Source organism: Bradyrhizobium sp. (assembly GCF_035273305.1).
In the GTDB taxonomy this organism is placed as follows: Bacteria; Pseudomonadota; Alphaproteobacteria; order Rhizobiales; family Xanthobacteraceae; genus Bradyrhizobium.
On sequence record NZ_DATEPI010000151.1, the window covers coordinates 1 to 14519 of the forward strand.

Sequence of the window (14519 nt, forward strand, 5' to 3'; positions counted from 1 at the left end):
GCCGCGCGGTTGGTCAAATCCTGACTTTGCCTTTACAGCCCTTCTGCTTGACCTGCCGCTGATTCGCAGCCTTTCAAGATGTCTTGGCGGCGTTTCCAGACTAAAAGGATTCGCAACCTGAATCCTCCAATCAAGGGCAGGCGTGTCGGTCACCGAACACAGACGCATATCGACGCTAGTCATGGGCCGCTTCGCGCGGAACCTGATGGCGCGAGCAACCGGCGGCTCGGTTGCGCTGTCGCGGATGTGGCCGGGCCGAACCGATCGTCTCATTATCGCCCCGCACGATCTACGCACCGCCGATGCCACCCGGGCGGCCGAGATCTATGCCGGCCGATTTGTTTTCGCGGGCAAGATCGTGACCTGCCATGGCCGATCCGTTTTCGACCTCGAGCCTCCGTCCGAAGACTGGGAGGTGGCGCTACTCGGCTTCGGATGGCTCCGACATCTTCGCGCCGCCGATACCGCGCTGACACGGGCGAATGCTCGCGCGCTGGTCGATGACTGGATTTCGAATGCGGCCCGCAAGCGCTCCACCGGCCGACGGCCTGACGTGCTGGCGCGCCGGGTCATCTCACTTTTGTCGCAAGCACCTCTAGTGCTCGGCGATAGCGACGGAAAATTCTATCGGCGCTATTTGCGCGGGCTGACGCGCGAAATTCGCTACCTGCGCTATACGACGCTTGATATTGACGGCGTGCCGCGCCTGCAGGTGCTGATCGCGCTTTGCTATGCCGCGCTCTGCCTTGCCAATCAGGGAAAACACATCCGCACCGCCACCCGCAAACTCGCCGATGAACTGCAGCGTCAGATACTCCCCGACGGCGGACACATCTCGCGCAATCCCGGCGCCTTGATCGAGCTTCTGATTGATCTATTGCCGCTGCGGCAGACCTTCGCCGCGCGCAATATCCCGCCACCGGCCGCCTTGTTGAATGCGATCGACCGGATGATGCCGATGCTGCGGTTCTTTCGGCACGGCGATGGCAGCTTTGCATTGTTCAACGGCATGAGCAGCGCGCCCTCCGATCTGCTCGCTACCGTGCTCGCCTATGACGACACGCACGGCCTGCCGATGTCGTACATGCCTCACAGCGGTTTTCAGCGCCTTGATACCGGTGCGATGACGGTGATCATCGATACCGGCGCACCGCCACCGCCTAGCGTCAGTCAAGATGCGCACGCCGGCTGCTTGTCTTTTGAACTGTCGTCCGGTCCGAGCAGGATCGTGGTCAATTGCGGCATGCCCACCACCGGGCGCGACAACTGGCGCGCCTTTGCGCGCAGCACGGCGGCGCATTCGACCTTGACCTATCAGGACACTTCATCCTGTCACTTCGTTGAGCTCTCCGCCATGAAGCGCCTGTTGCACGGCGCGCCGATCGTCAGCGGCCCGAGCCAGGTGGAAAGCTATCGCGAGGTGGTCGCCGACGGGATGTTGTTGAGCACGGCGCATAATGGCTATCTGGCGCGGTTCGGCGTGATGCATCGGCGGACGCTGATGGTTGCGCATGATGGCTCCAGGCTCGACGGCGAGGACACGGTGTCGCCCGCGCCGGGCACACGGATCAAAGGCAACGATACGGAGTACGCCGTGCGGTTTCATCTTCATCCCTTGGTGAAGGCGAACAGGCTCAGCGATGGCCGCGGCGTGATGCTGGTGCTGCCGAATCGCGAGGTCTGGACTTTCGAGGCGCTCGACGACAACGTCGATCTGCAGGACAGCGTATTCCTGGCTGGAAACGAAGGTCCACGCCGTACCGCCCAGATCGTCATTCGGCAGAATTCGCGGCGGGCGCCATCCATCCGCTGGAGCTTTGTGCGCTCGACCACCTCAGCTCCGGCGGCAGGCGCTCGACGAACGGCCAGCCGCGAGCCCGAATTGCCGTTGTAAAATCGCCCGCAATCCCATGACAACTCGATGCTGGCGGTTTCTTGCCTCGAAAAACCGTGCTACCCGGCGGAATTATCCTGCAGGACATAGCCCATGACTGAGCATTTGCGTCGCGTAACCCGCGCCCTGTTGTCGGTTTCAGACAAAACCGGATTGATCGAATTCGCCCGCGCGCTGGCTGATCACGGAGTGGAGCTGGTCTCCACCGGCGGCACCGCGAAGGCGATCGCAGCCGCGGGACTGAAGGTCAGGGATGTCTCGGAGCTGACAGGCTTCCCGGAAATGATGGATGGACGGGTGAAGACCCTGCATCCCAAAGTGCATGGCGGCCTGCTCGCCATCCGGGACAATGCCGAGCACGCGAAGGCGATGAAGGACCACGGAATTGCGACGATCGAGCTGCTGGTGGTCAATCTCTACCCATTCGAAGCCACCGTTGAGAAGCGCGCCGGCTTCGGGGAGTGCATCGAGAACATCGACATAGGGGGTCCCGCGATGATCCGCGCTGCGGCCAAGAACCACGATGATGTCGCCGTCGTTGTCGAAGCCGATGACTATCAAGCCGTGCTCGACGAACTCGCTGCCAACGCGGGCGCAACGACCCTCTCGCTGCGCCGGCGTCTCGCGGCCAAAGCTTACGCGCGCACCGCGGCCTATGACGCGGCCATCTCGAACTGGTTCGCGGCCGAGCTGAAGACGGAAGCGCCGGATTTTCGCGCGTTCGGCGGGCGGCTGATCCAGGCGCTGCGTTACGGCGAGAACCCACATCAGACAGCGGCTTTCTATCGCACGCCCGATCACCGCGCCGGGGTTGCCAGCGCGCGGCAACTGCAGGGCAGGGAGCTTTCGTACAATAATATCAACGATACCGATGCTGCATATGAATGCCTCGCCGAATTCGATCCGGCGCGTACCGCGGCTTGCGTGATCGTCAAGCACGCCAATCCCTGCGGCGTCGCCGAAGCAACCAACCTCGTCAGCGCGTATGGCAAGGCGTTAGCCTGCGATTCCACATCCGCGTATGGCGGCATCGTCGCGCTCAACCGGACGCTGGACGCGGACGTCGCGCGCGCCATCACCGAAATCTTTACCGAAGTGATCATCGCGCCGGATGCGACCGAAGAAGCCATTGCGATCATCGGCAAGCGACGCAATTTGCGTTTGCTGCTCGCGGGGGCCCTGCCCGACCCGCGCGCGCCCGGTCTCACTGCCAAGACCGTCGCCGGCGGCATGCTGGTGCAGAGCCGCGACAACGCGGTGGTCGAACATATGACGTTCAAGGTCGCGACCAAACGGGCGCCGAATGATTCCGAGCTGCGCGATCTCAAGTTCGCCTTCCGCGTGGCCAAGCACGTCAAGTCCAACACCATCGTCTATGCCAAGGATCTTGCCACGGTCGGCATTGGAGCCGGCCAGATGAGCCGGGTGGATTCCGCGCGTATCGCCGCGCGAAAGGCCCAGGATGCGGCGCTCGAAGCCAAACTGAGCGAACCGATGACCAGGGGATCGGTGGTCGCCTCGGATGCGTTCTTTCCGTTTGCCGATGGACTTCTGGTCGCGATCGAGGCCGGCGCGACCGCTGTCATCCAGCCCGGCGGCTCGGTTCGCGACGATGAAGTCATCAAAGCCGCCGATGACCACGGCATTGCCATGGTATTCACGGGCGTCAGGCATTTCAGGCACTGAGCGTCTACTCTCGTGCCACGCCCGACAATGCTAGGGGCCGGCTGCTCGAACCGCCCCATCACGATTTAGTCGTTTTGCCCAGCGCGCGCAAAACCATATAGCATTTGCGATAATGTCAGGCTGGTGAAATCGCGGACACGACACGCATTAACTCGCAGCGGAATCTGATGGCTTTCCTCGGAGCAAATCGCGCCTGGATCTGTACTGCCATTGTCCTGGTGGTCGCGCTTTGTGCGCCTGCCGCCGCGCAGGACTCGCGGCCGGGCATTTCCAGCGAGGCCGTAGCGGATGCGAGCCGAGCCGTCGCCGCCAAACACGGCATTGTGGTCGCCCAGGAGAAAACCGCCGCGTCCATCGGCGCGGACGTGCTGCGACGCGGCGGCAATGCGGTGGATGGGGCCGTGGCTACCGCCTTCGCGATGGCGGTCACCTATCCGCGCGCGGGCAACATCGGTGGCGGCGGCTTCATGGTGATCCACTCGGCCGATCATCATGAGGACGTCGCGATCGATTACCGCGAGACGGCGCCGGGCGCGACGACGGCAAGTATTTTCCTCGGCCCGGACGGCAAGCCAGACGCTGCTAAATCGCGCGATTCCGCGCTCGGCATTGGCGTTCCCGGCACGGTCGCCGGATTGACGCTCGCGCTTGAGAAATACGGCTCGGGAAAATTCACGCTTGCCGCCTTGCTGCAGCCCGCCATCGATCTGGCGCGCAATGGCGTTGTCCTCGCCGATGATTCCGCCGACACGCTGCCGCGCTGGCACAATCGGCTGGCGCGGTGGCCGTCATCGGCCCGCATTTTTTCTCGGCCCGATGGTACTACGCTGCGCGAAGGCGATCGACTCATCCAAACCGATCTGGCGGCGACGCTTTCTGCCATTGCCGAACAGGGGCGGCGCGGATTTTATGAAGGTCCAATCGCGGACAAGCTGGTGAAGGCGATTGGTGAGGTCGGCGGGATCATGAGCGCAGGCGATCTCAAGTCGTATCAGGCTGTCATCCGCGCTCCGGTGACCGGAAGTTATCGCGGCTATGACATCGTTTCGATGCCGCAGCCCTCCTCCGGGGGCATCGTGCTGCTGGAAGCCCTGAACATCCTCGAGGGCTTTCCAATGCGGAACCTGAAACAGGGTTCGGCCCAATCGCTGCATCTCATGATCGAGGCGATGAAGCGCGCCTATGCCGATCGGGCGAGATATCTCGGCGATCCCGCGTTTGTCAGCGCGCCGATTGCCACTCTGCTGTCGAAAGATTACGCGGCCAGGCAGCGCGCCGGCATCGATCCGGAGCACGCGACGCCGTGGACCGACGCGCTCTCCGCCACGCCGCCGCGGGAAGGCGACAACACCACGCATTTTTCTGTCGTGGATAGCCGCGGCAATGCGGTCAGCAACACTTACACGCTCAATTTCAGTTATGGCGCCGGCCTGGTCGCGGAAGGCACGGGCGTGCTGCTCAACAACGAACTCGACGACTTCACCGCCGCGCCGGGCGCGTCAAATGCCTATGGCCTTGTCGGGTTCGAGGCAAACCTGCCCGGCCCCGGCAAACGACCATTATCATCCATGTCGCCGACTATTGTTCTAAAGGACAGCAAGCCGATTCTGGTGACGGGATCGCCGGGCGGCAGCCGCATCATCTCCACAGTCCTGCAAGTGATCGTCAATGTGCTTGACTATAAAATGGATGTCGCAGCCGCGGTGGCCGCACCGCGCCTGCATCATCAGTGGTTGCCGGATGAAGTGCGGCTAGAGGCCGGGTTTCCCGAAGACGTCCTGGCGGCTTTACGTGCCAAAGGTCATAGCCTGGCGCAGCCGATGGGACAGACGTCGGCGAATTCGATTGCCGTCACTGACAACGGATTGCTCGGCGCGCCCGATCCGCGTACCCGTGGCGCGGCCGCGGTTGGGGAATAACGCGAGGCGTGCAATCGTCGGGAACAAGCAGAGGGATGCAAGATGACATCGCTGAAGGGCAAGACGCTGTTCGTATCCGGCGGTAGCCGCGGCATTGGGCTTGCGATCGCGCTGCGGGCGGCGCGCGACGGCGCAAATGTCGTGATTGCCGCGAAGACCGCGGAGCCGCATCCGAAACTGAAGGGCACGATCTACACCGCCGCCGATGAGGTCCGCGCCGCCGGCGGCAATGCGCTGCCGATCATCTGCGATATCCGGGAAGAGGCTCAGGTGATCGCCGCGATCGATCAAGCCGTCGCCGAATTCGGCGGCATCGACATCTGCGTCAACAATGCGAGCGCGATCAGCTTGACCAATTCGCAGATGACCGACATGAAACGATTCGATCTGATGATGGGCATCAACACGCGCGGCACCTTCATGGTCTCCAAATATTGCATCCCGCATTTGAGGAAATCGGACAACCCGCACATTCTGATGTTGTCGCCGCCGCTCGACATGCAGGCGAAGTGGTTCCAGCATTCCACCGCCTATACGATGGCGAAGTTCGGCATGAGCATGTGCGTGCTCGGCCTATCGGCCGAACTGAAGAGCGCAGGTATTGCGGTCAACGCGCTCTGGCCGCGGACCACGATCGCCACCGCCGCGGTCGGCAATCTCCTGGGCGGAGACGCCATGATGCGCGCCAGCCGCAAGCCGGAGATCATGGGCGAGGCGGCCTATGTGATCTTCACAAAGCCCTCTCGCCAATTCACCGGGAATTTCTGCATCGATGACAAGGTGCTCTATGACGGCGGCGTACGCGACTTCGAACCTTATCGGGTCGATCGCTCGGTGCCCTTGATGTCCGACTTCTTTGTGCCGGATGACGACATACCACCACCGGGAGTCAGCGTGAGGGCGCTGCCGTCGGTGGGTGAGGTGCAGAAGTCGAAGTAGCAGCAAGCTGGATTAGGCTGGAGAGCGACGCGGGTGAATTCGCGAAAGCTGATCACAGGTGTGCTGACCATCGCGGTGCCGCTTACGTTGGCAATCCTCTACCGTCCTGATCGCGCCATCCGCGTCGCAACCGGCCTTGTCGCTCACAACGTCTGCTCGAAATCCTTTGTCTCCGGGCTCGATGCCGAGACGGTTTTTGTCGAGACGATCGATCGTGCCGGCATTACATTGTTGCGCTGGGGCTTGAGCTATCGCGTCGATCGCGCCGCTCAAACCGTCGAGGCGTCGCTGGCAGGGCTGCTTCGCAGCCACGCCGTATTCCATGAAGGACTCGGCTGCGTCCTCGTGCATGGTTCCAGGCAGCCCTACGTCCTCAAGAGTGACATCGCCGCGTTGAAGACGCCGAAAGCTCTGCCACTATTGCCCGAGATAGCGGGCAATGCTGTGGTTGAACCGGCGGATCCTTTGCTGAAAATCGCGCTCGACCATGCTTTCGAGGAGCCGGCCGCACCGCCGTTCCGGCGCACCAAGGCGGTCGTTCTGGTGCATCAGGACAAGGTGATCGCCGAACGCTACGCGGTCGGCATTGGCGTCGACACGCCGCTGCTCGGGTTTTCTATGACCAAATCGATCGTCAATGCATTGATCGGAATCCTGACTCAACAGGGACTCGTCACGCCCTCGATGCCGGCGCCGATACCGGAATGGCGAGCGGCCAACGATCCGCGCCATGAGATTGAGGTAGAGCACCTATTGCGAATGACGAGCGGGCTCGATCTCGACGAAACCAATTCCGGCTTCGACCCCTCGAGTCAGATGGAGTACCTGCATGACGACATGGCCGGGTTTGCGGTCAAAGCCGCCATGGTCGCGCCGCCGGGCAAGCGCTGGGCCTATTCGAGCCCAACCACTGAATTATTGGCGCGGATCATCCGCGACGCGGTCGGCGGTCCCGAGCAGACGCTGGCGTTCGCGTGGCGCGAATTGTTCAACCCGCTCGGGATGCGCAACGTTACCCTCGAATTTGATGGCGCCGGCACGCTGCACGGTTCCAGCTACATGCAGGCGAGCGCCAGGGACTGGGCGCGGTTCGGATTATTGTATCTGAATGACGGCGTGGTTGGGGGAAGGCGACTGCTGCATCCAGACTGGGTGGGCTTTTCAGCCGCAGCCACATTGGATACCGATTACGGCGCCGGATTCTGGACCAATCGGAGCGAGCACGAACATGCCAAGGCGCGCGTCAGGATAGGAATTCCGCGAGATGCGTTCTTTGCGTCCGGCGATCTCGGCCAGCGGATCGTGATCATTCCGTCGCAGCATCTGGTGATCGTGCGGCTCGGCGATTCCGTTGATCCGACCGGCGATATGCGAGGTCTCGGACGATTGGTCCAGGAAGTGATCGCGGCGATCCAGAACTGATGCTGCTCGCCCGATCAAGGTTATTTTTACTGCCAAATGGAATAACGGAACCACAGCAGCTCAGGCGATTAGTTCAACGCTTTTTGGGGCCAACGCATCGACTTAAGACGACGTGAATCTTCAGCCGCTTCTGCCAACAACCAATTCCGGAATGTGACGATCTTCGGCACGTTCGATGTGGCTTTTGGACAAACGATCCAGTAGGTCTTCGACAGCGGAAGGGTATCCGGAAACGGCCGCACCAGCCGGCCGTTGATGAGGTCCCAGGCCGCTAGGGTTGTCCGCGCTAACGCGACACCTTGGCCGTTGATGGCGGCGTCGATCACCATGCTGGCCCGATTGAGAACGGGACCGTGCGCGGCGCCAGCATCGTGAACATCTACCGCCCGCAGCCATTTTGTCCAATCCGCTCGGCTATCAAGGTGGATCAGTGGAAAGTTCAGGATGTCGGCGGGTTTGCGAAGGCGCTTGCGACCGGCCAGGAGTTTTGGGCTGCAGACCGCAAATAAGTTTTCCGAACTCAACTGGACGGTATCGAGCCCCGACCAGTTACCGTCCCCGTGCCGCACAGCGAGATCGACCTCCTCGCGCGCGAAATCGACGTGATGCAGTGTAGCCGACACGCGAAGGTCGATACCGGAATTCGCCTCGGCAAAATGACCCAGCCGGTGCACGAGCCACTTCGCCGCGAAATCGGGCGACGTGCTGACGGTCAGCACACCTGCGTTCTGGCGCTGCAGAAGCCGTTCAGTGCCGAGGGCAATTCGGTCCAGGGCATCGCGCACGACCGTTAGGTAGTCGCGACCAGCTTCAGTGATGACCAGCCGCTGGCGTTCGCGGTTGAACAGCTTGAGTGCAAGCCCTTCTTCGAGCGCCTTGACCTGCTGGCTGACCGCGCCTTGCGTGACACAGAGCTCTTCCGCGGCGCGCGTGAAACTCTCGTGCCGGGCCGCAGCCTCGAAAGCTTTCAGATTATTCAATGGCGGCAGGCGGGGGCGCATTGCACCACTTCATAAGTAAAACTAGGGCAGGCCGGAGAAAGCATGGTTTGCCGGCAACTGCCAAGCAGAGCAAATGGAAGGCCTCGAAACCAGCATTTCACGAGTTCAGGAGGTTGTCGATGTCAATCTCGAACATGTGGTTGGCTCGTCGGAGTTCGCAAATGCATCAGGAAAACTGGGGCGCTGAACTCGGCCAGAGGTCGCGTCGGTGGTGCCTTCGATGGGCTCGGCACGGCCATCGTCAGTCGCTCCGCGACCTCGCCGACAACCCGCATCTGCTCGCAGACATCGGTGTAACCCGGGAAGAGGCGCTGCAAGAGGCCCGCAAATTCTTCTTCGAGTGACCGACGTTTCGTCCATTCCGTTTCACCGAAAGCGAGGCTCAATGTCCGACCCGATCGTCTACGGCTTCCCGAGAAGCACCTATGTCAACATCGTCAGGTTGATCCTCACCCACAAGGACGTGGCGTACACCTTTGAAGATCTTGAAACGATGATGGGCAAGCAAGAGCACCTGGCGCTCCATCCGTTCGACCGCGTGCCTATCCTGAGGCACGGCGACTTCACCATCTATGAGACCAGCGCGATCGCTTCCTACGTGGACGAGGCGTTTGCCGGCCCGCGGCTCACGCCTCAAGATGTCCGCGCCCGCGGCCGGATGAATCAGTGGATCAGCGCCGTTAATTCCTACTACTACCCTTACATGATCTGCCATGTGACCCACGAGCGGGTCGTTTTTGCGGAACTCGGCATCCCATCGGACGAGAAAGTCGTTGCGCACGCGCTGCCCAAGGTCGAGCTCGGGCTCGGCGTCCTTGAGCGCGAACTCTCACATGGAAAGGACTATCTGCTCGGTTCCGAGCTCACGCTCGCTGACTTCTTCATGCTGCCGAGCACGTTCGCATTTAGCCTGACGGAGGAAGGCAGGACGATGTACCCCAAATTCCCGGCGTTCTGCCGCTGGCGCGAGCGGATGGAGAACCTACCCACGACCAAGCGGCAGCGGGCGATCCTGCCGCCTCGCGCTCCCATCCCCCACGCTCGCGAATGGGCCAATTCGCACCGCCCGAGATATTGATGCGGCATGATTGTCAAAATCTGCGGCGTTGGTAGATTGAAGATACGGGGACCGGCAGACTCCCCGTTAGACGGCTGTCCGTCCAAGCTCTGCGCAACACTCGGTATTCGAGGAGATTGCGCATGAACGGTCGTTTAACACGCCAGACATCCTCCGCAGCCGCACGCGCAGCCAAGCCGCTGAGGCAAGTTGGCGTCATCAAGATTCCGAATGGTGAAAACAGCGACTTCGATCACGCCGCGTTCGATCCCAAAACCCGCCGGGTCTTCATCGCGCATACGGCACGCGATTGCATCGAGGTGATCGATCACGAGGCGCAACAGCACATTGCGACGCTGCCGGGCTTTCCCGGCGTCGCGGGTGCTGTCGCTGATGACGGCGAGATCCTCACCACCAATCGCGGCGGCGCGACAATTACTTGGCTTGACGCTGAGACTTACAAAGTCAAAGCCGTTTTCCCATCGGGACCACGGCCCAATGGTGCCGCCATCATCAAGCGTCTTGGCATCGGCGTCGCCGCATGCATTGGCGACGGGCATCAAATCCCGACCCTGCAAATCGTCAATTTGAAGGACGGCACGCAAGGCGAGATCAATCTGCCAGGACGGCCGCGCTGGTGCGTCACTGACATGACGGCTGAACGGCTCTTTCTTTGTATCCGAGAGCCTTCAATGATCCTGGTGGCCCGGCTACCCGATCTTACTGACATTATCCATTGGCACCTGCCGTCAGGCGGGGCGCATGGCCTCGACATCGATCACGCTCGCGGGCGGCTTTACGCCGCGTGCGACGACGGCACGCTGGTCGAGACCGACTCCGGGTCCGGCGAAGTCACTAACGTCTGGCCGATAGCGGGACCTCCGGATGTGACATTCTTCAATCCGGCGACCGGGCTTGTCCACGTGGCGATCGGCGATCCCGGCCTTATCGAAACTATCGATCCCCGGACCGGCGTCTGTACCAGAACGATGATCGGTACGGGCGTTCACACCACAGCAATCGTCGTTCCCGACCGGCTTTATGTGATCTCGCCTTCGCATGGCGGCGTAGTCGTGCTGGCGGACGAGTGACACTCATTCCACAGGAGGACCAGATGAAATGGATTACCCGCGAACATGTGAAAGTTGACCGCGTCGCATGCCCTTGGCTTATCAGCAAATTCGTTGACAAAAATCCGGAGTTTGTCTTCGTGCCCGCCGACAAGGTGATGGCGGAAGCCAAGCGGCTCGATGCCATCCCCTACGACGTCAAAGACGTTGAGCTCGGCCATCACGGTAAGGAATGCTCGTTCGAGGCGATCCTGAAGAAATATAAATTGACGGGCGATCCTGCGCTCGTGCTGCTGGGCCGCATCGTGAACGGCGCTGATACCGACAATACGCTGTATCACCAGGCGGAAGGGCCCGGCCTCCAGGCCATCGCGGAAGGCTTCCGTCATCTCGGCTACAAGGACGATCACGCGCTCAATGCTGCTGAGTGGATCGTCTATGACGCGCTGTACGAATATTGCCGCGAGATGGTGAAGCGCGGCAAACCTGGAGGCCAGTTCAACAGTTAACCGCGTCAGGATGGGAATTCGGCGAGTTGCGTTGTTTGCGTCCGGTGATGAACGTTACCTTCCCACGGTATACGGCCCGCCCTTTTCGAGCGCGCGTTGATAGGCCGGACGCGCGTGAATGCGATCGAGAAACGCCATTGCCTTCGGATGACCCTGCTCCAGCCCGCCGCGAGCGGCGGCGGCTTCGAGTGGAAAGCTCATCTGAACGTCGGCCGCGGTAAATTCATTGCCGGCGAACCATTCAGTCTTCGACAGTTCGCTTTCCCAGAACGCCATGTGCTGCTTGATCTGCGGATTGACGATCGCGGTCAGCGCCTGGTTGGAGACTTTGCGCACCAGCGGACGCAACAAGGCTGGCGCCCGCTTCGGCATCAGGGTGAATAAAAGCTTGAGCAACAACGGCGGCATCGCCGAGCCCTCGGCGTAATGCAGCCAGTAGGTGTAGCGCAGCCGCTCGGGCGTCCTCGGCGGCGGGATTAATCGGCCTTGGCCATAAGTATCGATGATGTACTCGGCGATGGCGCCGGATTCGGCGATCACGTTGCCGGCGTCGGTGATAACAGGCGATTTTCCGAGCGGATGAATCGCTCGCAGCTCCGCAGGCGCCCTCATGTCCGGCTGGCGTTGGTAGCGGACGATCTCGTATGGAACGCCAAGTTCTTCCAGCAGCCAGAGCACGCGCTGGGAGCGAGAATTATTCAGGTGATGAACTGTCAGCATGGCGTTTTCCCGAGATCGCACGGCGCGCGGCGCTGGTGGTGCCAGTCGGAGCGTGAAAAGTCGAGATGCCGTTGATATAACCCGGGTGATATTGACGACGGGACGATTTATCCGGATAATATACCAGAAACAGGATGCGTCCCGTGAATCAGAAATCCGCGACTGCGAACCCCGCCTCCGGCTTTGTCGCCTTTGACGGAGACCGTTGCATCGCCTTCGGCGACCTTCGGTCGGTGGCCCGCACTGCCAAGGAGGTGCTCGGTCGGCGAGCGCAGTCCACGATTCTGGTGTTCGACCCGAACAGTGGTCCTGTCGATCTCGACTTCCGAGGTTCGCTAGAGGACGTCCTCGCCAGGTTGCCGGATACGGCAAACGCGCCGCTTGCGATATCTGAGCCTGCCGGCGCCCCGCCCCGCGGACCGGGACGGCCAAAACTCGGCGTGGTCGCGCGCGAGGTCACGCTGCTCCCGCGCCACTGGGAATGGCTGGCGCGCCAGCCCGGCGGGACTTCCGTCGCCTTGCGCAGGCTGGTCGACGAGGCGAGGCGCACAAGCAAGGACAAGGACCGGATCAGGCACGCGCAGGAAACCGCCTATCGGTTTATCGCGGCGATGGCTGGGAACAAGCCACATTACGAGGAGGTCGCACGCGCGCTGTTCGCGCGCGACGCCGGGCGTTTCGAGGCATGGACGAAAGACTGGCCAGCCGATGTTCGCGATCACGCCCGTCGACTGGCGGCAGCGGCATTCGAGCAGGACGCGTCACAAACGAGCGTTGCCAGTTGATGGCGCAAGTGCGAACCGGTAAGGTGCTATCAAATGATAGGGATCATATAATATAACAAGCCAGGGAGTTTGCCGTGAGCCCGACCGCACCGCAATTCATGTTCGACTTCGGCAGTCCCAACGCGTTCCTCAGCCACGAGGCGATCCCCGCAATTGAAAACCGTACCGGCGTGAAATTTGAGTACGTTCCGATCCTGCTCGGCGGCATCTTCAAGGCCACCAACAACAAATCTCCCGCGGAAACGCTCGCCGGTGTCAGGAACAAGCCGCAGTTTCAAGCGCTGGAGACCGAGCGTTTCGTGAAGCGATTTCACGTGAAGCCCTACACGTGGAATCCATTCTTCCCGGTCAACACGCTCAATCTGATGCGGGCGGCCATCGCGGCCCAACTGGAAGGGGTGTTCGAGAAATACGTCGAAGCGGCCTTTCATCACATGTGGGTCGAGCCGAAAAAGATGGACGATCCTGACGTAGCAATGTCGGCACTCTCGGATTCAGGCATCGACGCCGCAAAGCTGTTTGCGCGCGCTCAACAGCCGGACGTCAAGTCGAAGCTTATCGAGAACACGCAAATGGCCGTCGAGCGCGGCGCATTCGGCTCGCCCACATTCTTTGTCGGCAGCGAAATGTTTTTTGGCAAAGAGCAGTTGCGCGAAGTCGAAGAGTTGATCTCCGGCAAATAGCCGCACAGCACAACGGAGGCCAAATTGGAAAAACGGAACGCAACCTGCGCCGTGATCGGCGCCGGCGATTATATCGGCGCTGAAATAGCGAAAAAATTCGCGGGCGAGGGCTTCACCGTATTTGCCGGCCGGCGTGACGGCGCCAAGCTCGAGCCGCTGGTCGGCGAGATCAAAGCTGCGGGGGGATCGATCGTGGCTCGCGCGCTCGACGCGCGGAAGGAGGACGAAGTCGCCGCCTTCCTGAACGACGCCGACAGCCATGCCCCGCTGGAAGTGTGCATCTTCAACGTCGGCGCCAATGTCAACTTTCCAATACTGGAGACCACCGATCGGGTCTTTCGCAAAGTTTGGGAAATGGCGTGCTGGGCCGGCTTTCTTGCCGGCCGTGAATCGGCGCGGCTAATGCTGCCGCACGGCAAGGGAAACATTTTTTTTACCGGGGCCACGGCGTCGCTGCGCGGCGGCAACGGTTATGCGGCGTTCGCCAGCGCCAAGTTCGGATTGCGCGCGGTGGCGCAAGCGATGGCACGCGAGCTGGGGCCGAAAAACATTCACGTTGCGCATCTGATCATCGATTCCGGCGTCGATACCGCCTGGGTGCGCGCCCGGCGGGAGCAGATAGGGGGAAAAGAAGCGCTTGATAATCCGGACCTGCTGATGCCGCCGGCGTCCGTTGCCGCCTCGTACTGGCAACTCTACCGGCAGCCGAGAAGCGCCTGGACCTTCGAGCTTGAAATCCGCCCGTTCGGCGAAAAATGGTAAAACGACGCTCCTCCCAGTGGACTTGCCGGCTCCTTCTCCGCTATTGGCCAGTCTGCTCGTCCTCACGAAGAG

14 protein-coding genes are annotated in these 14519 nt (G+C 61.3%); 12 read left to right on the forward strand and 2 right to left on the reverse strand.

The annotated features are described in order from the left end of the window. Positions 1-181 precede the first annotated feature (181 nt). From VJV58_RS10270 to VJV58_RS10290, 5 genes are all read left to right on the forward strand, one after another. Positions 182-1894 (forward strand): heparinase II/III family protein, encoded by a 1713-nt coding sequence (locus VJV58_RS10270; RefSeq protein ID WP_324137234.1) that lies wholly within the window; start codon positions 182-184, stop codon positions 1892-1894. 93 nt (positions 1895-1987) lie between these two features. Then, positions 1988-3580, forward strand: a complete 1593-nt coding sequence (purH, locus tag VJV58_RS10275) for a bifunctional phosphoribosylaminoimidazolecarboxamide formyltransferase/IMP cyclohydrolase (protein ID WP_324137235.1) — start codon at positions 1988-1990, stop codon at positions 3578-3580. Positions 3581-3747: 167 nt separating this feature from the next. After that, on the forward strand, positions 3748-5499 hold the full coding sequence (gene ggt, locus VJV58_RS10280) for a gamma-glutamyltransferase (RefSeq protein ID WP_324137236.1): 1752 nt from the start codon (positions 3748-3750) through the stop codon (positions 5497-5499). A 42-nt stretch (positions 5500-5541) separates the two neighbouring features. Then, positions 5542-6438, forward strand: coding sequence for an NAD(P)-dependent oxidoreductase (locus tag VJV58_RS10285; protein ID WP_324137237.1), 897 nt, complete (start codon positions 5542-5544; stop codon positions 6436-6438). A gap of 33 nt (positions 6439-6471) precedes the next feature. Beyond that, positions 6472-7860, forward strand: a complete 1389-nt coding sequence (locus tag VJV58_RS10290; protein ID WP_324137238.1) for a serine hydrolase — start codon at positions 6472-6474, stop codon at positions 7858-7860. Positions 7861-7928: 68 nt separating this feature from the next. Here VJV58_RS10290 and VJV58_RS10295 read toward each other — a convergent pair whose 3' ends face one another. Beyond that, on the reverse strand, positions 7929-8861 hold the full coding sequence (locus VJV58_RS10295) for a transcriptional regulator GcvA (RefSeq protein WP_324137239.1): 933 nt from the start codon (positions 8859-8861) through the stop codon (positions 7929-7931). Between the two features lie 161 nt (positions 8862-9022). Between VJV58_RS10295 and VJV58_RS10300 the strand changes: the two genes are divergently transcribed. The 4 genes from VJV58_RS10300 to VJV58_RS10315 all read left to right on the forward strand — a co-directional run bounded on the left by VJV58_RS10300 (position 9023) and on the right by VJV58_RS10315 (position 11497). Further along, on the forward strand, positions 9023-9205 hold the full coding sequence (locus VJV58_RS10300) for a hypothetical protein (protein WP_324137240.1): 183 nt from the start codon (positions 9023-9025) through the stop codon (positions 9203-9205). A 41-nt stretch (positions 9206-9246) separates the two neighbouring features. Then, entirely contained in the window at positions 9247-9939 is a 693-nt protein-coding gene (locus tag VJV58_RS10305) for a glutathione S-transferase family protein (RefSeq protein ID WP_324137241.1), read from the forward strand. A 122-nt stretch (positions 9940-10061) separates the two neighbouring features. Next, the gene (locus VJV58_RS10310) at positions 10062-11009 is read left to right on the forward strand and encodes a hypothetical protein (RefSeq protein WP_324137242.1); all 948 of its coding nucleotides are present in this window, start codon (positions 10062-10064) and stop codon (positions 11007-11009) included. A 23-nt stretch (positions 11010-11032) separates the two neighbouring features. Continuing rightward, positions 11033-11497 carry a chromate resistance protein ChrB domain-containing protein gene (locus VJV58_RS10315; protein ID WP_324137243.1) on the forward strand — a complete coding sequence of 155 codons (465 nt, stop codon included), beginning with the start codon at positions 11033-11035 and terminating at the stop codon, positions 11495-11497. 54 nt (positions 11498-11551) lie between these two features. Here VJV58_RS10315 and VJV58_RS10320 read toward each other — a convergent pair whose 3' ends face one another. After that, positions 11552-12217, reverse strand: a complete 666-nt coding sequence (locus VJV58_RS10320; protein WP_324137244.1) for a glutathione S-transferase — start codon at positions 12215-12217, stop codon at positions 11552-11554. A gap of 143 nt (positions 12218-12360) precedes the next feature. On the opposite strand from VJV58_RS10320, the gene VJV58_RS10325 reads away from it, so the two are divergent. The 3 genes from VJV58_RS10325 (at position 12361) to VJV58_RS10335 (ending at position 14447) form a co-directional block, all read left to right on the forward strand. Continuing rightward, the gene (locus VJV58_RS10325; RefSeq protein ID WP_324137245.1) at positions 12361-13002 is read left to right on the forward strand and encodes a DUF2239 family protein; all 642 of its coding nucleotides are present in this window, start codon (positions 12361-12363) and stop codon (positions 13000-13002) included. Positions 13003-13076: 74 nt separating this feature from the next. Further along, positions 13077-13685 (forward strand): 2-hydroxychromene-2-carboxylate isomerase, encoded by a 609-nt coding sequence (locus VJV58_RS10330; protein WP_324137246.1) that lies wholly within the window; start codon positions 13077-13079, stop codon positions 13683-13685. A gap of 24 nt (positions 13686-13709) precedes the next feature. Next, complete coding sequence (locus tag VJV58_RS10335) at positions 13710-14447, forward strand: SDR family oxidoreductase (protein WP_324137247.1); 738 nt, start codon at positions 13710-13712, stop codon at positions 14445-14447. Positions 14448-14519 lie beyond the last annotated feature (72 nt).